This is a genomic window from Tessaracoccus sp., from assembly GCF_016714275.1.
Lineage (GTDB): Bacteria > Actinomycetota > Actinomycetes > Propionibacteriales > Propionibacteriaceae > Arachnia.
The window spans coordinates 697,090-714,922 of record NZ_JADJNP010000001.1 but is presented as its reverse complement, the minus strand read 5'-3'; the positions used below and the strand labels follow the sequence as shown (position 1 = coordinate 714,922).

Genomic DNA, 17,833 nt, shown 5'->3' with positions numbered 1-17,833 from the left:
GGACCCAGCATGCCGCACTGTTCGCGCATGAACTCGCAAGAATGCGACATCGCCCGCCCCGGCTGAGCACCCTCCGCGCTCGCCGAGCGTCAGTCGTCGAACGACTCCGCGGCGCGCTCGAACTCCGCCGACATCTTCAACCGCTTGGCGATCTGGGCCAGCAGCACGTCGGACTCCTCGTCATAGTCGGTCGCGATGGCCTCCAGCTCGAAGGCCCGCAGGCCGCTGGCGGCGTACATCTCCAGGTCACCCAGCGGGGCCGGTTCGTCGTCCTCGTCAGGCAGCTCGGCGTTCAGGTAGTCGACCACGTCGCGGGCGATCGGCCAGTCGTTGGCCGCCGTCGCGTCGGACAGCAGCACCTCGACGGTGCGGCCCCGGACGCGGCACAGCACGAAGAACTCGCCGTTGATGGATACCCATCCGTCGGCGCCTGAGTCGCCGGGGAGTCTGCCCAACTGGCGGATCAGTTCGTCGAGATCGTTGGCGAGATCGAAGTCCAGGGGAACTGCGGTGGCCTTGCCGTCCTCGCGATACAGCGCGACGACCAGGTCGACGTCGTCCTCTGTCGCCTCCTCGAGGTCGTCCTCGTAGTCGTCGTCATCGAAGTCCGCGTCGTCCTTCAGGTCGAACGGCTCAGCGTCCTCGTCGAACACGTCCACGGCCCTCTCCTTCCACGCGGCGACCAGCATTGCCGAACCCCATCCTTGCATGTCACAAGCCGCGACACACCAGCCGGGGGAGACATCGCAGCTGCTGTCCCACGCGGGGCCATACCAGTGTGCGAGAGTTGGACTCGTGGAAGTAACCGTCGTCACCCATCCGCTCGTCGATCACAAGCTCACGCTGCTGCGTAACCGGCACACGGAGCAGCCGGTGTTCCGCCGACTTGTCGAAGAACTGGTCACGCTGCTGGCCTACGAGGCGACGCGCGGGGTGCGCGTCGTAGACCACGACATCGAGACTCCGGTCGCGCCGACGACGGGCACGAAGCTCGCCTCGCCCGCGCCGCTGGTGGTGCCGATCCTGCGCGCCGGCCTCGGGATGCTCGACGGCATGCTGCGGTTGGTGCCGACGGCGGAGGTCGGCTTCGTCGGGATGATCCGCGACGAGGTGACGCTCGAACCGATGACCTACGCGGAGCGACTGCCGAAGGACTTGTCCGGGCGCCAGTGCTACGTGCTCGACCCGATGCTCGCCACTGGCGGCTCGCTGGGCGGAGCGGTCCAGTTCCTCGTGGATCGCGGTGCCGACGACATCACCTGCATCTGCCTGCTCGCCGCGCCCGAGGGCATCGAGAAGCTGAAGGGCCTGCTCGCCGACCTCGAGGTGCCCTGCACGCTGGTCGTGGCCTCGATTGATGAGCGGTTGAACGAGGTCGGCTACATCGTGCCCGGCCTGGGCGACGCGGGCGATCGGCTGTACGGCCTCGCGGAGTGATGGGTCGCCGGGCGCGGAGCAAGTCGGCGCGGGCGCGCGCGAAGCAGAAGCCGACACCCGCTGCGGCCGGGCTTCAGGATTCGACGCCCGCTGAAGCCGCCGCGGTGCCGCCGAGGCCGCCGGCGCCGATGCGGAGGAGGCCCACGGGCTGGGTGCCGCAGCAGCACGGCGCATGGGCGATGATCATCGTTCCCTTCCTTGCGGGGCTCGTGTTGGCGGGCCGGGCGCGGCCGCTCGACCTGGGTGACGTCACCCTCGGCGTGACCTGGCTCGTCGGCTACTTCGCGTTCAGCGCGGCGGTGCTCGCGCTGAAGGCGGCACCGCGCCGTCGGCCCAGCTACTATCCGGCGCTGGTGACGTACGCGGCGATCGCGGGCGGGCTGGCCCTCGTGACGCTGTACGTCAAGGGGTGGGCGCTGTTGGTGTGGGCGCCGGTGTACGTGGTGCTCGTCGGTGGGTCGCTGTGGCTGGCGAGCACGAAGCGGGAGCGGGCCGTCCTGAGCGGGGTGGTGACGATCGTCGCGTCGTGCGGGCTGATGGCCGTGCTGCGGCTCGTTCCCGGCTCGCCGGCGCCCACGCCGTCGGAATGGACGGCGATGGCAGCGATCACGGCCTACTTCGTCGGCACCGTCTTCCATGTGAAGGCGCTGATCCGAGAGCGCAACAACCCGAAGTCGGCCAACCGGTCGCTGCTGTTCCACACGCTCGTGCTGTGGATGATGGTGGCGGCGTTCACCGCGGGCTGGGTGACGTGGCCGTGGCTTGTGTTCGCGCTGGCGCTGGTTGCCAGGTCGTGGTTCATGCCGAAGTCCTCGCCCCGCCCGGCGGCGATCGGTACGGTGGAGATCGTCCTCTCCGCCGCTGTCCTCGCCCTCACCGTCTGGGCCTGACACATCTCCTACGACGAGTGGCGAGGTATCTGGCTGTGTGAGGCTGATTCCGCCAGCCGTCTGCGCTTAGCGAGGCTGAATCCGTCACACCACGGGGTATGTGGGGCTTAGCCAGGTTGGATTCGTTAGCATGCTGATGAATCCAACCTGGCTGTTGCCGGACCCGGGAGCAACTGAACGTTTCTGACCTGAGTACCGGCTAATCCGGTCTGTCGACGCCTTCCAGGTTGCGGATGCGCTGCTCCGAGGAACAGCCGCTGCCCGAGGCCCGCGCATCTCCCGAGCGTGCCACCTCGAGCAGACTGCCGATCCACTCGCCGGCCTGCGGGTACTGAGACGCGTCGAGGACGAACTCCTGTCCACGCGCCGCGCTGCAAAGCTCGACGTTCTCGCCGACGACCAGCCAGCGCCCGGGGGCCGCGTGGAAGCCGAGCGGAGGTCTGGGCGGCGAGGGGGCGAACCATGACGGCAGAGTCCAGATCGAACGTTTCGATCCGGGCTTCGTGAGTCGCAGGCGTTCGTCGTAGTGACTGAAGACGCCGGCTCCCGGCATGCTGTCGGAGCAGCCATCGAGCGTGAGCGTCTCGCGCGCCACATAAATGGTGTTGTTGCGCCCGCGAGACCCGGAGCCCACGTGCGGGTGGTAGTCCATCCACTGCGGCAGGGACCTGCCGTCGACCGGCACCACCTCATCGACCTGCAACCAGCCCCAGATGACATGCATATCCGGCTCGCCACGAACGAACCGGAGGCCATCTGATGTCTGTGTCACTCGCCTGAACCAGCCGAAGAACAGGAACAGATCCCCTGGCCCAACGCCTTCCCGGGCAAGCACGGACTGCGAGGCGCCGACCTGCCCGAACAGCGGTCGCCACCCAGCCTCTCGGCGGTATGCCCCGTGGACGAGGTCCGGGTCCAGATGAGCGAAGTGGTCAGTCCTCGTTCTCCCACGTGTGAGGTCGGCCGCGATCGACCCGAGGTTCCTCCCAGCCACGGTGATGTCCCGGTAGCGGACAGCCGACTGCTTGTCAGGGATAGGCATGGGGATCATCGAGCCGTCGTCAAGGATCGGGTTGGCCACCCCGCCCGCTCCTGAGTCGAAAGCCTTGCGGCTCAGGATCACCTTCATGTCTCGCGCCAGCTCTGGTCGCCGGCTTTCCAGTGAGCAGGTGGCCCCAACACACCACTCGGGAGCCCCGCGAACCACCGAGCGACGGCGGCCACCTGCTCGTCGCTGAACCTGCAACGATGACCTCTTCTGACAGCAAGAAACTCGAGCTCGTCCGGCAACAGTGGGCCACTCTTCCCCCAATAGGTGAATTGCTCACCCACGAGCACGTGGTTGCCGCCGAGGTCAGTGTGTTTGAGGCTGACGTTCTCAGAACCATCGGGATGGGAATGGAACGAGTGCAACTGGCGGAAGCCCGTGGGCATCGGCTCGTAGATGTTGTCGCCCGTGCGCTCGATGATCGCCGGCGAACTCATGATCGGCCGCCTGAGAAGATAGTCGGGGTTGGCCCAGTACTCCTCGAACCCGATCACTTCAGCCACCTGCACCGCATAGACGACGCGCTCACTGCGGCGTGAGAGGCCGACGACGATGTCACCGACATCAGCTGTACGGCGGATGCGCGGCTTGCAGCACGCGAGCGTGAGAAGGCCGTGAAACGGATTCGGCGAGAAGCCGGTGTCGTGAACGACCACGTAGGAGAAGACCCGTTTGGTGTCGACCGGTGATCCAAGGTTACGGGGCGCCCGGCGGCGCGAGGGAGCATCACTTGCTGCTGCCGGATCCGGTTGGCGCCCCGACGAAGTGCTGGTGGCTCGTTGCGTCGTGTCGCCCCAACTCGGGCTACATGCTGCCGAGCGCGAACCACACATCGGCCCTCCTCGCTGCCTCTTGCGGCCGGTGCGGTCAGTCAGTAGTAGTACGGGAACTTGGACCAGTCGGGGGTGCGCTTCTCCAGGAACGAGTCGCGGCCCTCGACTGCCTCGTCGGTCATGTAGGCCAGCCTCGTCGTCTCGCCGGCGAAGATCTGCTGGCCGACCAAGCCGTCGTCGATCGCGTTGAACGCGTACTTCAGCATGCGCTGCGCCGTCGGCGATTTGCCGCAGATCTTCGCCGCCCACTCCAAGCCGACATCCTCCAAGCGCTCGTGGTCGACGACCCGGTTGACCATACCCATGCGGTGCGCGTCCTCGGCGTCGTGGACGTCGCCGAGGAAGAAGATCTCCCGCGCGAACTTCTGGCCCACCTGGCGGGCGAGATAGGCGGAGCCGTAGCCGGCGTCGAAGGAGCCGACGTCGGCGTCGGTCTGCTTGAACTTCGCGTGCTCGCGCGACGCCAGCGTAAGGTCGGCGACGACGTGCAGCGAGTGCCCACCGCCGGCTGCCCAGCCGTTGACCAGCGCGATCACGACCTTCGGCATGAACCGGATCAGCCGCTGCACCTCGAGGATGTGCAGCCGACCCAGCTTCGCCTTGTCGACCGACTCTGACGTCTCGCCGTCGGCGTACTGATACCCGGCCCGCCCGCGGATGCGCTGGTCACCGCCGGAGCAGAACGCCCACCCCCCGTCCTTTTCGGAGGGCCCGTTGCCGGTGAGCAGCACGCAGCCGACATCCGATGACGTCCGCGCGTGTTCCAGCGCCTGATACAGCTCGTCGACCGTGTGCGGCCGGAACGCATTACGCACCTCGGGGCGGTCGAACGCGATCCGCACCGCCGGCACGTCGTTGGCGCGGTGATAGGTGATGTCGGTGAAGTCGAAGCCCTCGACGGGCGTCCACAGCTCGGGCCGGAACGGGTTGGTCATGGGCGCGAGCTTAGTCAGTACCGCTGATACAGGAGGGCGTCGGCTGCCTGGTCGGGGAGGTTCGTGATCACCGCATCGACGCCGAGGCTGGCCAGCCAGCGGACGGTCGCCTCGTCGTTGACCGTCCACGCGTTGACCTTGACGCCCACCTCGTGGGCGTACCAGACGTAGCCGGGCATCTGCAGGGCGCGGTAATCGGGATTGATCGCGCCAGCGCCGAACGACTTCGCATACAGCCACGGATCGTAGAGCCCGTCGGAGATCAGTAGGGCAAGGTTCTCGGGGCCGACGCGCCCGCGCAGGTTCGCCAGCGAGTAGTGGTTGAACGAGCTGAAGACGACGCGGTCCACCATTCCGGCGTCGCGGACGACACGTAGGGCGTCGTTCTCCAGCCCCGGATACAACTCCTCGCCGTTCTTCAGTTCGATGTTCACCGTCACGTTGGTGGGCCGACACAGCTCAAGGACCTCCCGCAGCGTCGGGATCTTGACGTTGCGCCGCCCCGGGAAGCCGTTGCTGAAGTCGCACCTGCGCAGTTCCTCGAAGCTCAGGCTGACCACTTTGCCGACGCCGTTCGACGTCCGGTTGATCGTCACGTCGTGGATGACGACGACCTGGCCGTCGGCGCTGCGCTGCACATCGAGCTCGATGCCGTCCGCGCCCATGCTCAGGGCTAGCTCGAAGGCGGGAATCGTGTTCTCCGGCGCGTAGGCACTCGCTCCGCGATGGGCCCAGATGGCTGTTGTCACTGGTCCATCCTGGCATCCCTCGTCGGGGTCCGCGAGTTTGACTCCCGTCGTTGTGCTGGGCGCGAACGTGCCCCGTCGCGTCCCTTGAGATCCGGGCCGTCTCGGCGTGGAATGGGGGGCATGCAGACCTACCCCGACCGCGCCCTACCCATCCCCGCCATCGCCGTCGACGACTCCGCGTGCGACATCGACGACCTTGCCGTCTGCGGTGGCGTGGAGGTCACCGTGCCGGCCGGTGAGGAGTGGGACGCGCTGGTGGCGCGCGCGGTCGCCGACGACTGGGTGGGGATCGAGGCGCTGTCCGGGGTTCCGGGCACGGTGGCCGACGCCGTGCGTGGGAACGCGTCGCGGTTCGGCGCGAGCATCGCCGACGTCGTCACCTCCGTACGTACCTGGGACCGGATCCGGGACGCGCAGCGGACCTTCGCGGCGGTCGACTGCGGCTTCGGTGAGGGCACGTCGCGCTTCACGGAGTCGGCCGACGACGCAGAGCGATACGAGATCCTCGACATCATCTTCCTCTTCCGCCAAGGCGACCTGACCCGGCCCATCGCCGACGCGGACTTGGCCGCGGCGGTCGGTGTCGAGCCCGGCAACCGCGTGTTGCTGTCCGCGGTCCGTAATGCGCTGACGGGCGGAAACGCGTGATCCGATGAGCGCGTGCGGCGCTCGTTTGCCGACTCCTCCGAATGCCCTGTATAGTTTCTTTTCGCCCAAGCGCTCGTGGCTCAACGGATAGAGCATCTGACTACGGATCAGAAGGTTGGGGGTTCGAGTCCCTCCGAGCGCGCCAGGCGCCCCGGCTTCGGCCGGGGCTCTTTTTGTTTCACGCTTCCGGTCTGAGATCCGTAGCTCAGAGGACCTCCGAAGGTCGTGGCGTCATGGGCACTCGCTGGCACTCCGCGATGCGGATGGCGCTCGCCGAGGCTGAGGCCGCAGCGCTCCACGACGACGTGCCCATCGGCGCGGTGGTCCTCGGGGCCGACGGCGAGGTTCTGGCCCGCGCGGGCAACGAACGCGAGTTGCACGGCGACCCGACGGCGCACGCCGAGATCGTCGCGATCCGCCGGGCCGCCGAGGCCGTCGGCGAGTGGCGCCTCGAGGGCTGCACGATCGTCGTCACCCTCGAGCCGTGCACCATGTGCGCAGGGGCCATCGTGGGTGCGCGCCTGGAGCGGCTCGTGTTCGGCGCGTTCGACGAGAAGGCGGGGGCGGTGTCGTCGCTGTGGGACGTCGTCCGCGACCCGAGGCTGAACCACCGCCCGGAGGTCGTCTCCGGGGTCCTCACCGCCGAGTGCGCCGCGCCGCTAGAGGCCTTTTTCGCACAACGCCGAACATAAGTCTGCGTATGCGCGCTCAAGCTGTACGCATTGCACAGCTGAGCACGTATACGCAGATTTGTGTACGCCATCCGGGTCGGCGCTGGGCGAGTGCGCGGGCTCGCACCGTCAATGGCTGGTGACGAGGTGCCTCAGGTCGGGCTGCGCGCGGCGGAAGACGACCGCAATGAGCACCGACAGCGTCACCACCACGACGCTGACCATCAGACCGCCGGGGCCGCCGACATGGTCGATGGCGATGCCTGCCGCCGCCGAGCCGACCGACGCGCCCAGCAGTTGCCCGGTGCCCACCCAACCGTAGGCCTCCGCGGTGTCGGCGAAGTCGACGCTGCCGGCGATCACCGACGACACCGCGGCTAGCGCCGGCGCGCAACCGAGACCGGCGACGAACAACGCGAGGGAGAGACCCCAGAACCCCTCTGCCAGGGCGACCGCCGCGCCGAAACCCAGTGCGACAACCCCCATCCGGATGGCCAACGACCAGCGGGTCAGTGGCCGGTTGCCCGCGTACAGGCCGCCGAACAGTGAGCCGATCGAGCAGATCGCCAGCACGAGCCCGACGGAGAGCGATCCCTCGCCCAGAGTTGCGACGACGGCGGCCTCCATCGCCGAGAAGCCCCCGATGAGCAGCAGCGACGTCACGACCATCAGGACGACGGAGTGGTTGCGCATGACCCCGCCCAGCCGTCGGTTGGTGGCCGGGATCTTGGTGTTCCTGACCAGGGGGACCAGCGCGAACACGAGCCCGCCGACGATCTGGACGCCGGCGACGACCAGCAGCGCCGTCGTGGTGCCGAGGCCGGCGACGAGAAGCGTGATCGCTACCGGACCGATCACCCAGATCAGTTCCTGCAGGGCCGCGTCCAGGTTGAACAGCGGCGTGAGCAGGCGCGACGGCGCCAGGTGCGGGTACAGCGTCCGCACGGCGGGTACCACCGGCGGCATCGCGGCCCCGCTGACGGCACCGAGCGCCATCATTCCCGTCAAGGTGAGCGGGGCGAGGACCAGCGCGATGACGGCGGCCACCGAGATCGCGAGCGTGACAAGCAGCACCTGCGTCGTCCCGAACCGGCTGAGCTGCCGCGACACGATGGGCCCAGCGACGGCGGTGCCGACAGAGAACGCGGCGAGCACCAACCCGGCCGCCGTGTAGGTGCCCATGCGGTGCTCGACCAGCATCAGGATGCCGAGCGAGTACATGCCCGCGGGAAACCGCGCGATCAGCTGGGTGGTGATCACGAGCCCGAGGCCGGGGAGCTTGAGGAGTGCCAGAAAATCGCGCACCGGCCAACTCTAGAGGGTCAGCGGATCGCCTCCCGCCCGGCCCCCGTGCCGATTCGCCTCGGCGCGCGAGCGTCGGTAACATGGAACACGGTGATGTGTCAGAGCGGCCGAATGAGCTCGCCTCGAAAGCGAGAGTAGGGCAACCTACCGGGGGTTCAAATCCCTCCATCACCGCCAGTCGATGGTTACTCGAACCCTCGGTCGCAAGACCGGGGGTTCGTTCCGTTCAAGGGGTCCCGCCCGGTCCCCGCAGGGCCGCGACGGGGCGCGCTTGGAAGTCGAACTATCGCGGGAAACGGGCAAGCCTACGGGGGTAGCTCAGCCAGTCTTTCCTGGCAAGTTGCGCATGGGGGTAGTTTCTGGTGGTCCTGGGCTGGGACGAAGTAGATGCCGCAGAGCGATCTCACGGCACGGCCGGTCACGGTGCGTCCGGTCAAGTCCTTCCGATGGGTGTAGTGGCTCTCCGCACCTGGGATCGACTGCGCGAGTTCCCCCGTTTGGGTGAGCCTCGCAAGCTCGGCGGCTCAAGACTTCCATGTGCCGGGCTCGCCTATCGTCGAGAAGGTGTCCTTGTATCGGTCCCAGTTCTGCTCGGGTGGATCAATAGAGATGAGGACTCGTGTGATGAGCTGCCAGTGCAGGCCGCTCCCGGCGAGTTCTCTGCGTGGCGTGACTTCCACTACGAGTTCATCTGTGGGGATTCCGTCGTCGCGGACCTCGGTGATCGAGATCTCAACCCAGGCCATGGCGTCCTGCGAGGCAACTGGATGCATGATCTCGACGCGCGGGGTGCCGCCGTCGGTCGCCGCAAGGAGGGCCTGCGCGCATGTCTGCTGAATGCTGAGTTCCCAGGCCATGCGGATGCGAGCGGCGGTCTCCTGCCTGAGGAGGCGAGTGTTCCTGACTGGTCGTCGCGCCACACGCCGCCGCGCCATTGGCCGAGTTCAATCTCCAGCAGAGGGAGCTTCGTTGAGCTGTGAATCGGCCCAACGAAGTTGTCCTGGTTGGGGTCGGGCCCAAACGACTCGGCAGCCTTCTCGATGATCGGGTGCGGAAGCCGGCTCAACGGGTGTAGCGCGGTGAGATCACCGTCCTCCAGCAATCGCTTGGCGTGAGGCGATCTCCAGTCCGCCGCTAGGTCCTCGCGGAGGAGCCGGAGCGTGGGGCGAGCTCGTCGATTACGCACGCCGCCGTTGTGCCCGCTGCCTCTGACAGCCCGCGTGGGCTAGAGGAGATCGGCGATCTCGTCGTCGGCAGCGGTTGCGGTCTGCTGCTGGTGCGCGAAGCGCTCGGCGAGTTCGCGGCGGTCACGCTGGCGTTGTTCCTCGAACTCGACGATGTCGTGCACTCGTATGCGGCGGTCGCGGCCGACGCGGTGGAACGGGATCTCGCCGCGGTCGAGCAGCTTGTACAGGTGGCCGCGGCTCATTCCGAGTCGCTCTGCGGCTTGGTTGGGCGTCAGGGTCTGTGAGTCGTCGATGACGACGATCTCGTCTCCGTCGCGGACGCAGCGGCCCAGGCTGAGCAGGAGTTCGCGAAGCTCGACGGGTGCGGCGGTGGCGTACTGCTCAAGCGCGTCGAGCTGTTCAGTGGGGATGTTGCGAGTGGTGAGAGTCTGCATGGCAAGCCTAGATGATATAGATGCGACAGATGTCACAAATGACTCGATCTGATGGCGAGGTAAAGCTCAACTGCGGTCGCGTGTGACGGGAGGCTGAGCAGCCTCCATGTAGTGCCGCGTGAGAAGCTCACGGCTCCTGGCTGGCGCTGGGGCTGGGAGACGGCTTAACGGAGGGAGTCGTGGTGGCCATGACGCACAGGCTGCCCCCGGTCTCGACCTTCTTCAGCGGCTTCTTGACCGGCTCGGGCTTCTCGCTGCCCAGGAGAAGGTCGACGGTGCCGTCGACCCGGTCGTCGAACTCCAGCGTGACGTTCTCGTAGTACGACGCCACGAGCGTCATCGACGGCTCCTCACGCTTGTTACCGCGCACCACGGGAGAGGTGATGCGTTCCTCCACGTTGTCCACCTTGATCACGGTGAAGTCTTTGTCGCGCATCCGCTGCGCCTCGCGGGAGGCGAGTCCGGAGGTGAAGCCGCCGTTGAACACGCGCAGGGATACCTGCTCGGGGGTGACGACGTCGGCCGATGTCGTCACGCACGGGGTCGGCGTCGGGGTCGGCAGCGGGGCCGTGAGTTCCTTCCACCCCCACATGACTCCCCAGACGAGCACGGCCAGCAGGCCCAGCATGATGATCGGGGTGGCGATGAGGCGGAAGATGCGCATGTCAGCTCAATTCCAGCACTCGCGCGTGCATCGTCTGGCGCTGTTGCAGCGCGGCCCGGAGCGCACGATGCAGCCCGTCCTCGAGATACATCTCGCCGCGGTAGGCGACGACGTGGGCGAAGAGATCGCCGTAGAAGGTGGAGTCCTCCTCCAAGAGGGCTTCGAGGTCGAGGGTGCGCTTGGTGGTCACAAGTTCATCGAGCCGCACCTGATGCGGAGCAATAGCGATCCACTGCTTCTGCGTGTAGCCGTGGTCCGGGTACGGGCGCGTGTCGCCGACTCTCTTGAAGATCACGGGCCCAGACTAGCCTGCCAAAACGCAATGAGGATGTGGAAAGGTAGTCCTCGTGAGCCAGATTGACCTGATCAGGAGCGGATACGCCTTCGAGGGCGAGACCGCGACCCTCGGCGTCGCGCTCGACGACGCCCCTGTTCTCGATGCCCCGATCCGCATTCCTGTCGCGATGTTCAACCGCCACGGCCTCGTCGCCGGGGCGACGGGAACGGGCAAGACGAAGACGCTGCAGGTGATGGCCGAGGCGTTGAGCAACGCCGGCGTTCCGGTGTTCGCGGCCGACATCAAGGGCGATCTCAGCGGCATGGCTTCCCCGGGGGAGCCGAGCGAGAAGCTCCTGGCGCGCACCGCCGCGCAGGGCCAGGACTGGCAGCCGACCGGCTTCCCTACCGAGTTCTACGCGCTGGGAGGCGAGGGAATCGGCATCCCGCTGCGCGCCACCGTCGCCTCGTTCGGCCCCATCCTGCTGTCAAAGGTGCTGGGCCTCAACCAGGTGCAGGAGTCATCGCTCGGCCTCGTCTTTCATTACTCCGACAAGGCGGGGCTCCCGCTGCTTGATCTCAAAGACCTGATCGAGCTGCTGAAGTTCCTCACCTCCGACGAGGGCAAGGCCGAGCTGAAAGGCATCGGGGGCGTCTCCACCGCGACGGCGGGCGTCATCCTGCGAGCGCTCGTAACCCTCGCCGACCAGGGCGGCGACGCGTTCTTCGGCGAGCCCGAGTTCGACTCGTCGGAGTTGCTCCGCACGGCATCCGACGGCCGCGGCGTCGTCTCCCTGCTGGAGCTGCCGCAACTCGCGAGCCGGCCCGCGCTGTTCTCGACCTTCCTGATGTGGCTGCTGGCCGACATGTTCGAGTCGCTGCCCGAGGTCGGCGACATCGAGAAACCCAAGCTCGTGTTCTTCTTCGACGAGGCACACCTGCTGTTCAACGACGCCTCCAAGGCGTTCCTCTCGGCCATCACCCAGACGGTGCGGCTCATCCGCTCGAAGGGCGTCGGCGTGTTCTTCGTCACCCAGACTCCCAAGGATGTGCCCGACGACGTCCTCGCGCAGCTCGGCTCGCGCGTCCAGCACCAGCTCCGCGCGCACACCCCGAACGACGCGAAGGCGCTGCGGGCCACCGTCGCCACCTACCCGAACTCCGGCTACGACCTGGAGCAGGTGCTGCAGCAACTCGGCACCGGCGAGGCGATCGTCACGGTCATGAGCGAGAAGGGTGCCCCCACGCCGGTGGCGCGCACGCGCATCTGGGCCCCGACGTCGCTGATGGCCCCGACGCCGGAGGAGACGATGCGGGCCGCCGTCGCGGCCTCGCCGCTGTCCGAGCGGTACGGCACGCCGATCGACCGGGAGTCGGCCTACGAGATCCTGAGCGCGAAGCTGAACGAGGGCGCCGCTCGTGCCGAGGCCGAGCGCCTCGAGAAGGAACGCCTGGCGGCGGAGGCCGCGGCCGAGAAGGAGCGGATCGCCAGGGACAAGGCCGATGCGGCGGCCGAGAAGGAGCGCCAGCGCATCGAGCGCGAGGCCGACGCGGAGCTGGCGCGTCTCGACCGCGAAGCCGCGCGCGCCCGCGCGCAGGCCGAGAAAGAGGCCAAGGCGGCGGAGGCGGCGCGCCGCAAGTGGGAGAAGGAGAACCCCACGCTGATGGAGCAGGTGACCAAGTCGACGGTGTTCAAGGACTTGGTCCGCACCGCGGGCAGGGAGATCATCCGCGGCCTCTTCGGCACCGGAAAGAGGCGCTGAGCCAGGGCCCTTGCAGCGAACCGGATGGCCCGGCGCGTCTGAAGGGGTATGGAGGCTGCCGTGGAACCCGTGAGCCGGGCCGGTTCGGGCTTCGACGACTTCGTCGCCGAGCGCGCGGCGTCGCTCCACCACGCCGCCTGGCTGCTGACCGGCGATGCTCACTACGCGGAAGACCTTGTCCAGACCGCGCTGTCGAAGACCTACGGCAGGTACAACGCGTTCGACAACGATCGCCACTTCGAAGCTTATGTCCGCACCACGCTCTACCGGACCTTCGTGTCCTGGTGGCGTCGTCTGCAGTGGCGCTCGGAGGTGCCCTCCGATGCCCCGCCGGAAGCACCTGTCGCAGCTGAGGGAGACCCTGCCCGCGCCGCTGATATTGCCCGCGCGCTCGCTGCCCTGCCGCGCGTCCAGCGCGCCGTGATCGTGCTGCGCTACTTCGAGGACCGTCCCACCAAGGAGGTCGCGGACCTGCTGCGGATGCCCGCGGGCACGGTCACCTCGCACGTCAGCCGCGGGCTCGCCGCCCTGCGCATATCTCCGCACCTCACCGAGGGAGAGGACCGATCATGAACGAATCTGAGCTCCGTGCCGCCCTCAAGGCATCCACGCCTCCGCCCGCCGACATCTCGGCATGGGCAGAGGTCGGCCGACGACGGGCTAGCCGACGTCGGGTGGGAGCCGGCGCGGCCATCGTGCTCGTCGTAGCCGCCGCGATGGGGGCGACGCTGCTGCCGCGAACCTCACCGGTGACGTTCGCGACGCCCTCGCCATCGGTTCCGTCCTCGGTCTCGCCGACCTCGCCGACGCCGTCGCCGAGCGTGCCCGACACCGCGCCGGGCCAGGGCGCGCTGGTGCGGGGCGCCTGCGCGGATCTGCTGTCCGGTGCGCTCGCCGTCGAGGACCTGCCTGCCTCACGGAACCTGGCCTCCGGCGCGCAGCAGGTGTGGCTGTGCGGCGGGAACGGCGGGTTCGGTCGACTCGTCGGGATGGGGCCGGTCGAGCCGCTGACCACGGCGCCGGACCGCGTCGTCGATGCCATCAACGCACTCCCCGGATTGACGCAGAACGCGTGCACGCAGGTGGGCGGTCTGGTCTACACCGTGGTCGTCGAGTACCACGACGGGGCGAGGTCTGCAGTCTCCGCCGAAACGGTGAACTGCGAGTGGGTCGGGGGCTGGGACGCACGGACGGGTGGCGCGGCCCTGCTCGAGACCCTCAAGGGCTACTGGGCCGACCAGCGTGCCTCCGCGCCGGCGTTCACCGACGACGTCGACCTCTGCCGCACCTACCCTGCGGGCTGGCAGGATCCGACGGGGATCACATCGTTCCTCCGCGTCGGCCGCGCGGAGGTCGTGCGCGGCGTCGTCTGCGGGTTGGCCGCGGATTCGGTCGGCTTCGACGGGCAGACGGTCTCGCATCCGCTGCCCGCCGAGTTCGTCGCCGCGCTGGCCGACGCCGAGGTCATGCCGCGCGACGGGTGGGGCGACGTGCCGCGCGGGCTCCCGTACCTCGTGCTCCTCAACGAGCATGGGGACCCGGTGACCTTCCTTGTCGACGCGGCGGGCGCGATCGTCTCGGACGCTGAAGGCGACGGACTGTCCGGGACCTGGATGCCGACAGGAGAGGCGGCGTCGCAGTGGCGCGAGGCCCTCGACGGGCTGCGCACCACCCCGTTCTCCCACCGCCCCGCGGAGTGCGAGGGCGACTTCTACACCGCACCCGCTGCCGACCCGGCCGCCATCGTGGGCGGCTGGGCGTGCGTCGGCGAGTGGGCGATCCCGGAGCGCGGACCGGCGCTCGACCCCGCCCTCGCCGCGGAGCTCGGGCGCCGGTTTGCCGCCGAGGCCGAGTCGGCCGACTGGGGAACGCGCGACGGCGCGAACCAGGTCGTCCTCGCGGACGCCACCGGGCGTCTTCTGCCGCTGTACTGGAGCACCCAGACACCCGTCACGATGGTCGACGAGAAGGACTCTCTCCTGTGGCGGGTGCCCGACGACCTCGTCGAGGAGCTGCGACGCTACGGCCTCACGTTCACGGAGGAGTAGGCGGGATCAGCTCACCGTGTAGCGCTCGACCGCCGGGTCGTTGCGGACCTTGTCCGTGAGCGCCTGCGTCTGCTCGGCGAGGCCCTCAGCGCTCAGCCTTCCGCTCAGGAAGCGCGCCCAGAGCGGGGTGAGGTCGGTGGAGAGGCCGTAGTGGCTGGTGAACCGCCAGCTGAACACGTCGTCGCCGGCGTCGGCGATCATCCTGGTCTGCGACGTCAGCGCCGACGACGCGAGGTCCGACGGCACGGAGTTGCGCACCACCGTTGGCACCAGGTTCTGCCGCGAGAAATCTGCAGCCGCCTCGGGCGTCAGTAGCTCGCGAAGGAGCGCGAGGCCGCCATCGGTGTTTGCGGCGCGGGAAGGAACGAGGAACTGCTCCGTCGCGGTGAGGTGGGCCGCGGCGGGCGAGAGCGTGGGCGACGACGTTAGTGTGGGCACGGGGACGGCGGCGAGCTCGAAATCGGCGGGCGTGCTGGGCTCGGTCTCGCGCACGATCCACGACCCCGCGGGGTACAGCAGCGCGCGGCCCTTGCGGGTCCACTCCTGCTGAGCCTTGAGATAGTCTCCGCCGGACAGCACGAACCCGGCCTTCACGCACTCCTCGATCGCGCGCAGGACGCCGAGCACGGCAGGGTGTTCCCAGGCGCGCTCGGCCAGGTTGTCGAGCGCGACCCGGACTTCGTGACCGCCCTCCTTGATGGCCGACGAGATGGCGAGCTCAAGGTAGTAGTCCGCCGCGTCCGTGCCGTAGACGAAAAGGGAGGTGCCGGTACTCTGCGCCCGTTCGCCGAGATCGAGCATGCCGTCCCAGGTCGCGGGGATCGTCCAGCCCTCCGCCGCGAGGCGGTGCGCCGAGTGCCACAGGCCGAACACCGTGAGCACGTAGGGCAGCGCCACCTGCCGGTTGTCGACCGTTCCCGCAGCCCGGGCGACGGGGAACAGCGCGTCCGACAGCGGGGTGCCCGCCTCTTCAGGCGTCGCGAGGAAGTCATCGAGCGGAAGCAGCTCGTCCAGCAGCGTGGAAACGGCGAGCGCGTCGGCGCCGGAGTTTCCGATCAGGTCTGGCGGGGTGGCGTCGGCGGCAAACCGCGGCGTGAGTTCCGTCGCGACCGCGGTCACCGGTCTCACCTGGACGTGGAGCCCCGGATATCGCGCGGTCAACCGCTCGCCCGCGGCGGTCACGAACGCGGTGCCGAACGCGCCGTCGAAGACGACGGCCTCGATGGACGTCGAGTCTCCTGGGCGGCTGGGCCAGGAGGTAGGCGTGGGGCTCGGCGACGGTGACGGCGGAGGGACCGGGGGAGCCGGAGGCCGCGTGCACGCCGCGACCGACCCGACGGCGCTCATAGCGAGCGCAGCCAGGACCGTTCGCCTGCTGACGGGGGGAACGATTACCTGCCGGTGCCGGCGTAGACCGTCGCGGCCTCCTCGGCGTCCAGGCCGAAGGCGGTGTGTGCGGCGCGGACCGCGGCGTCGACATCGTCGGCGCCCACGATCACGGAGATCCGGATCTCAGAGGTGGAGATCATCTGCAGGTTGACGTCGGCCCCGGCCAGCGCGCGGAAGAACGTGGCGGAGACGCCGGGGTGCGAGCGCATGCCGACGCCGACGGCGGAGACCTTGCCGATCTGATCGTCGTACAGCAGTTCCTCGTAGCCCACCGCGTCCTTGACGGCCTCGATGGCCGCGATGGCCTTCGCGCCGTCGGCCATGGGCAGGGTGAAGGAGATGTCGGTCTTGACGTCGGACAGGCGCGAGATGTTCTGCACGATCATGTCGATGTTGACGTCGGCCTCAGCGACCGCGGTGAAGATCGCGGCTGCCTCGCCCACGCGGTCCGGCACACCGACGACGGTGATCTTGGCCTCGCCGCGGTCGTGCGCGATCCCGGTGATGACGGCTTGTTCCATGGTCTCGTCCTTGTTGATCTCGTCCTGGTTCCTGACCCAGGTTCCCTGCTTGTCGGTGAAGGAGGAGCGCACGTGCACGGGCACGTTCTCGCGGCGCGCGTACTCGACGCAACGCAGATGGAGGATCTTGGCGCCCGAAGCCGCCATCTCCATCATGTCCTCGTAGCCGATCTCGTGGATCTGGCGCGCTGAGGGCACGATCCGCGGGTCGGCGGTGTAGACGCCGTCGACGTCGGAGTAGATCTCGCAGTAGTCGGCGTTCAGCGCCGCGGCGAGCGCCACGGCGGTGGTGTCGGACGCGCCGCGACCGAGCGTGGTGATGTCCTTGGTCTGCTTGGACACGCCCTGGAACCCGGCGACGATGGTCACCTTCCCCTCTGCGAGCGAGGCCTCGACCCGGCCGGGGGTGATGCCGACGATGCGCGCGTTGCCGTGCGTCGGCGTCGTCAGCACGCCGGCCTGCGAGCCGGTGTAGGACACGGCCTCGACGCCCAGGTCGGACAGCGCCATCGCGAGCAACGCGGCGGACTGCCGCTCGCCGGTGGTCAGTAGCATGTCGAGCTCGCGCGACTTCGGCCGGGGAGACACCTGCAGCGCGAGATCCATGAGCTCATCGGTGGTGTCGCCCATGGCGGAGATCACGATGATGACGTCGTGCCCCTCGCCGCGCGTGCGCGCGATTCGGCGCGCCACGCGCTTGATGGACTCGGCGTCCGCGACGGACGATCCGCCGAACTTCTGAACAATGCGACCCATGAAACCTCCCGGGAAACCGCGAAGAGTCTACTTCCGATCCGGGCCATTGGGCATTTCGGCGCCGCGCCCCCTGATCAGCCGGCCTCCACGCCGAGGGAACGCAGGAACGCGACAGGGTCCGAGGCGTTCGCGGAGTCGCCTGGGGCGACGCCGGATTCGTAGTACTCGAGGTGCAGGAGCGGCCCGAAGGCACGGCCGGTCAGCCCGACGTGGCCGATCACCTGTCCGGCCTCGACGGTGTCGCCGGGGCTCGAGGACGGCGTCCGTCAGGTGGGCGTA

General features: G+C 68.3%; 20 protein-coding genes, 2 tRNA genes and 1 pseudogene. 9 read left to right on the top strand and 14 right to left on the bottom strand.

All coding sequences use genetic code 11. The features are described from left to right. Nucleotides 1-89 precede the first annotated feature (89 nt). Complete coding sequence (locus IPJ61_RS03350) at nucleotides 90-659, bottom strand: tRNA adenosine deaminase-associated protein (RefSeq protein WP_297103029.1); 570 nt, start codon at nucleotides 657-659, stop codon at nucleotides 90-92. Nucleotides 660-795: 136 nt separating this feature from the next. On the opposite strand from IPJ61_RS03350, the gene upp reads away from it, so the two are divergent. Together upp and IPJ61_RS03340 are read left to right on the top strand one after the other, a co-directional pair. Next, on the top strand, nucleotides 796-1,437 hold the full coding sequence (gene upp / locus IPJ61_RS03345) for a uracil phosphoribosyltransferase (protein WP_297103026.1): 642 nt from the start codon (nucleotides 796-798) through the stop codon (nucleotides 1,435-1,437). A 179-nt stretch (nucleotides 1,438-1,616) separates the two neighbouring features. Then, a complete protein-coding gene (locus tag IPJ61_RS03340) occupies nucleotides 1,617-2,327 on the top strand; it encodes a YwiC-like family protein (protein ID WP_297103023.1) in 711 nt (236 codons plus the stop codon). Nucleotides 2,328-2,526: 199 nt separating this feature from the next. Here the strand turns inward: IPJ61_RS03340 and IPJ61_RS03335 are convergent, their stop codons facing one another. The 4 genes from IPJ61_RS03335 to IPJ61_RS03320 are packed head-to-tail and all read right to left on the bottom strand — an operon-like array spanning nucleotide 2,527 to nucleotide 5,892. Then, on the bottom strand, nucleotides 2,527-3,456 hold the full coding sequence (locus tag IPJ61_RS03335) for an Nmad3 family putative nucleotide modification protein (RefSeq protein ID WP_297103020.1): 930 nt from the start codon (nucleotides 3,454-3,456) through the stop codon (nucleotides 2,527-2,529). Then, the gene (locus IPJ61_RS03330) at nucleotides 3,453-4,208 is read right to left on the bottom strand and encodes an Nmad2 family putative nucleotide modification protein (RefSeq protein ID WP_297103018.1); all 756 of its coding nucleotides are present in this window, start codon (nucleotides 4,206-4,208) and stop codon (nucleotides 3,453-3,455) included. Before IPJ61_RS03330 ends, IPJ61_RS03335 begins: the two co-directional genes overlap by 4 nt. 38 nt (nucleotides 4,209-4,246) lie before the next feature. Further along, the gene (locus IPJ61_RS03325) at nucleotides 4,247-5,143 is read right to left on the bottom strand and encodes a 1,4-dihydroxy-2-naphthoyl-CoA synthase (RefSeq protein ID WP_297103015.1); all 897 of its coding nucleotides are present in this window, start codon (nucleotides 5,141-5,143) and stop codon (nucleotides 4,247-4,249) included. Between the two features lie 14 nt (nucleotides 5,144-5,157). Further along, on the bottom strand, nucleotides 5,158-5,892 hold the full coding sequence (locus IPJ61_RS03320; RefSeq protein WP_297103012.1) for a glycerophosphodiester phosphodiesterase: 735 nt from the start codon (nucleotides 5,890-5,892) through the stop codon (nucleotides 5,158-5,160). A gap of 120 nt (nucleotides 5,893-6,012) precedes the next feature. Here IPJ61_RS03320 and IPJ61_RS03315 point away from each other — a divergent pair, with 120 nt between their 5' ends. From IPJ61_RS03315 to tadA, 3 genes are all read left to right on the top strand, one after another. Further along, nucleotides 6,013-6,540, top strand: a complete 528-nt coding sequence (locus IPJ61_RS03315; RefSeq protein WP_297103009.1) for a UDP-N-acetylmuramate dehydrogenase — start codon at nucleotides 6,013-6,015, stop codon at nucleotides 6,538-6,540. A 69-nt stretch (nucleotides 6,541-6,609) separates the two neighbouring features. Beyond that, a tRNA-Arg gene (locus IPJ61_RS03310) sits at nucleotides 6,610-6,685 on the top strand. A gap of 88 nt (nucleotides 6,686-6,773) precedes the next feature. Continuing rightward, nucleotides 6,774-7,232: a tRNA adenosine(34) deaminase TadA gene (tadA, locus tag IPJ61_RS03305; RefSeq protein WP_297103006.1), complete on the top strand. Its 459-nt coding sequence runs from the start codon at nucleotides 6,774-6,776 to the stop codon at nucleotides 7,230-7,232. A 108-nt stretch (nucleotides 7,233-7,340) separates the two neighbouring features. Here the strand turns inward: tadA and IPJ61_RS03300 are convergent, their stop codons facing one another. Next, entirely contained in the window at nucleotides 7,341-8,516 is a 1,176-nt protein-coding gene (locus IPJ61_RS03300) for an MFS transporter (RefSeq protein ID WP_297103004.1), read from the bottom strand. A gap of 89 nt (nucleotides 8,517-8,605) precedes the next feature. Between IPJ61_RS03300 and IPJ61_RS03295 the strand changes: the two genes are divergently transcribed. Further along, nucleotides 8,606-8,693 (top strand) — tRNA-Ser (locus IPJ61_RS03295). A gap of 128 nt (nucleotides 8,694-8,821) precedes the next feature. Here IPJ61_RS03295 and IPJ61_RS22125 read toward each other — a convergent pair. The 5 genes from IPJ61_RS22125 to IPJ61_RS03275 form a co-directional block, all read right to left on the bottom strand. Then, on the bottom strand, nucleotides 8,822-8,992 hold the full coding sequence (locus IPJ61_RS22125) for a DUF3039 domain-containing protein (RefSeq protein ID WP_366505401.1): 171 nt from the start codon (nucleotides 8,990-8,992) through the stop codon (nucleotides 8,822-8,824). A gap of 48 nt (nucleotides 8,993-9,040) precedes the next feature. Continuing rightward, on the bottom strand, nucleotides 9,041-9,373 hold the full coding sequence (locus IPJ61_RS03290) for a hypothetical protein (RefSeq protein ID WP_297103000.1): 333 nt from the start codon (nucleotides 9,371-9,373) through the stop codon (nucleotides 9,041-9,043). Between the two features lie 368 nt (nucleotides 9,374-9,741). Then, a complete protein-coding gene (locus IPJ61_RS03285; RefSeq protein ID WP_297102997.1) occupies nucleotides 9,742-10,137 on the bottom strand; it encodes a helix-turn-helix domain-containing protein in 396 nt (131 codons plus the stop codon). Between the two features lie 127 nt (nucleotides 10,138-10,264). Beyond that, entirely contained in the window at nucleotides 10,265-10,801 is a 537-nt protein-coding gene (locus IPJ61_RS03280) for a LytR C-terminal domain-containing protein (RefSeq protein WP_297102994.1), read from the bottom strand. A 1-nt stretch (nucleotide 10,802) separates the two neighbouring features. After that, nucleotides 10,803-11,096, bottom strand: coding sequence for a type II toxin-antitoxin system VapB family antitoxin (locus IPJ61_RS03275; RefSeq protein ID WP_297102991.1), 294 nt, complete (start codon nucleotides 11,094-11,096; stop codon nucleotides 10,803-10,805). Nucleotides 11,097-11,148: 52 nt separating this feature from the next. On the opposite strand from IPJ61_RS03275, the gene IPJ61_RS03270 reads away from it, so the two are divergent. Genes IPJ61_RS03270 through IPJ61_RS03260 form a run of 3 tightly spaced genes read left to right on the top strand, consistent with a single transcriptional unit; the run spans nucleotide 11,149 to nucleotide 14,888 of the window. Further along, nucleotides 11,149-12,840, top strand: coding sequence for a helicase HerA-like domain-containing protein (locus IPJ61_RS03270; RefSeq protein ID WP_297102988.1), 1,692 nt, complete (start codon nucleotides 11,149-11,151; stop codon nucleotides 12,838-12,840). Between the two features lie 60 nt (nucleotides 12,841-12,900). Beyond that, on the top strand, nucleotides 12,901-13,413 hold the full coding sequence (locus IPJ61_RS03265) for a SigE family RNA polymerase sigma factor (RefSeq protein WP_297102985.1): 513 nt from the start codon (nucleotides 12,901-12,903) through the stop codon (nucleotides 13,411-13,413). Beyond that, nucleotides 13,410-14,888: a hypothetical protein gene (locus IPJ61_RS03260; protein ID WP_297102982.1), complete on the top strand. Its 1,479-nt coding sequence runs from the start codon at nucleotides 13,410-13,412 to the stop codon at nucleotides 14,886-14,888. Before IPJ61_RS03265 ends, IPJ61_RS03260 begins: the two co-directional genes overlap by 4 nt. A 6-nt stretch (nucleotides 14,889-14,894) precedes the next feature. Here the strand turns inward: IPJ61_RS03260 and ngcE are convergent, their stop codons facing one another. The 3 genes and pseudogenes from ngcE to IPJ61_RS03245 all read right to left on the bottom strand — a co-directional run. Beyond that, nucleotides 14,895-16,235, bottom strand: a complete 1,341-nt coding sequence (gene ngcE / locus IPJ61_RS03255; protein ID WP_297102979.1) for an N-acetylglucosamine/diacetylchitobiose ABC transporter substrate-binding protein — start codon at nucleotides 16,233-16,235, stop codon at nucleotides 14,895-14,897. Between the two features lie 44 nt (nucleotides 16,236-16,279). Beyond that, nucleotides 16,280-17,554 (bottom strand): aspartate kinase, encoded by a 1,275-nt coding sequence (locus tag IPJ61_RS03250; RefSeq protein WP_297102976.1) that lies wholly within the window; start codon nucleotides 17,552-17,554, stop codon nucleotides 16,280-16,282. A gap of 74 nt (nucleotides 17,555-17,628) precedes the next feature. After that, nucleotides 17,629-17,793: pseudogene (locus tag IPJ61_RS03245) on the bottom strand (hypothetical protein); the annotation flags it as partial. Nucleotides 17,794-17,833: the final 40 nt, after the last annotated feature.

Bases quoted from the DNA above. Each gene is read 5' to 3' on its own strand.
- IPJ61_RS03340 (WP_297103023.1), top strand. From the start codon at position 1,617: ATGATCATCGTTCCCTTCCTTGCGGGGCTCGTGTTGGCGGGCCGGGCG.
- IPJ61_RS03335 (WP_297103020.1), bottom strand. From the start codon at position 3,456: ATGAAGGTGATCCTGAGCCGCAAGGCTTTCGACTCAGGAGCGGGCGGG.
- IPJ61_RS03330 (WP_297103018.1), bottom strand. From the start codon at position 4,208: ATGTGTGGTTCGCGCTCGGCAGCATGTAGCCCGAGTTGGGGCGACACG.
- IPJ61_RS03325 (WP_297103015.1), bottom strand. From the start codon at position 5,143: ATGACCAACCCGTTCCGGCCCGAGCTGTGGACGCCCGTCGAGGGCTTC.
- IPJ61_RS03315 (WP_297103009.1), top strand. From the start codon at position 6,013: ATGCAGACCTACCCCGACCGCGCCCTACCCATCCCCGCCATCGCCGTC.
- tadA (WP_297103006.1), top strand. From the start codon at position 6,774: ATGGGCACTCGCTGGCACTCCGCGATGCGGATGGCGCTCGCCGAGGCT.
- IPJ61_RS03290 (WP_297103000.1), bottom strand. From the start codon at position 9,373: ATGGCCTGGGAACTCAGCATTCAGCAGACATGCGCGCAGGCCCTCCTT.
- IPJ61_RS03285 (WP_297102997.1), bottom strand. From the start codon at position 10,137: ATGCAGACTCTCACCACTCGCAACATCCCCACTGAACAGCTCGACGCG.
- IPJ61_RS03280 (WP_297102994.1), bottom strand. From the start codon at position 10,801: ATGCGCATCTTCCGCCTCATCGCCACCCCGATCATCATGCTGGGCCTG.
- IPJ61_RS03260 (WP_297102982.1), top strand. From the start codon at position 13,410: ATGAACGAATCTGAGCTCCGTGCCGCCCTCAAGGCATCCACGCCTCCG.
- ngcE (WP_297102979.1), bottom strand. From the start codon at position 16,235: ATGAGCGCCGTCGGGTCGGTCGCGGCGTGCACGCGGCCTCCGGCTCCC.
- IPJ61_RS03250 (WP_297102976.1), bottom strand. From the start codon at position 17,554: ATGGGTCGCATTGTTCAGAAGTTCGGCGGATCGTCCGTCGCGGACGCC.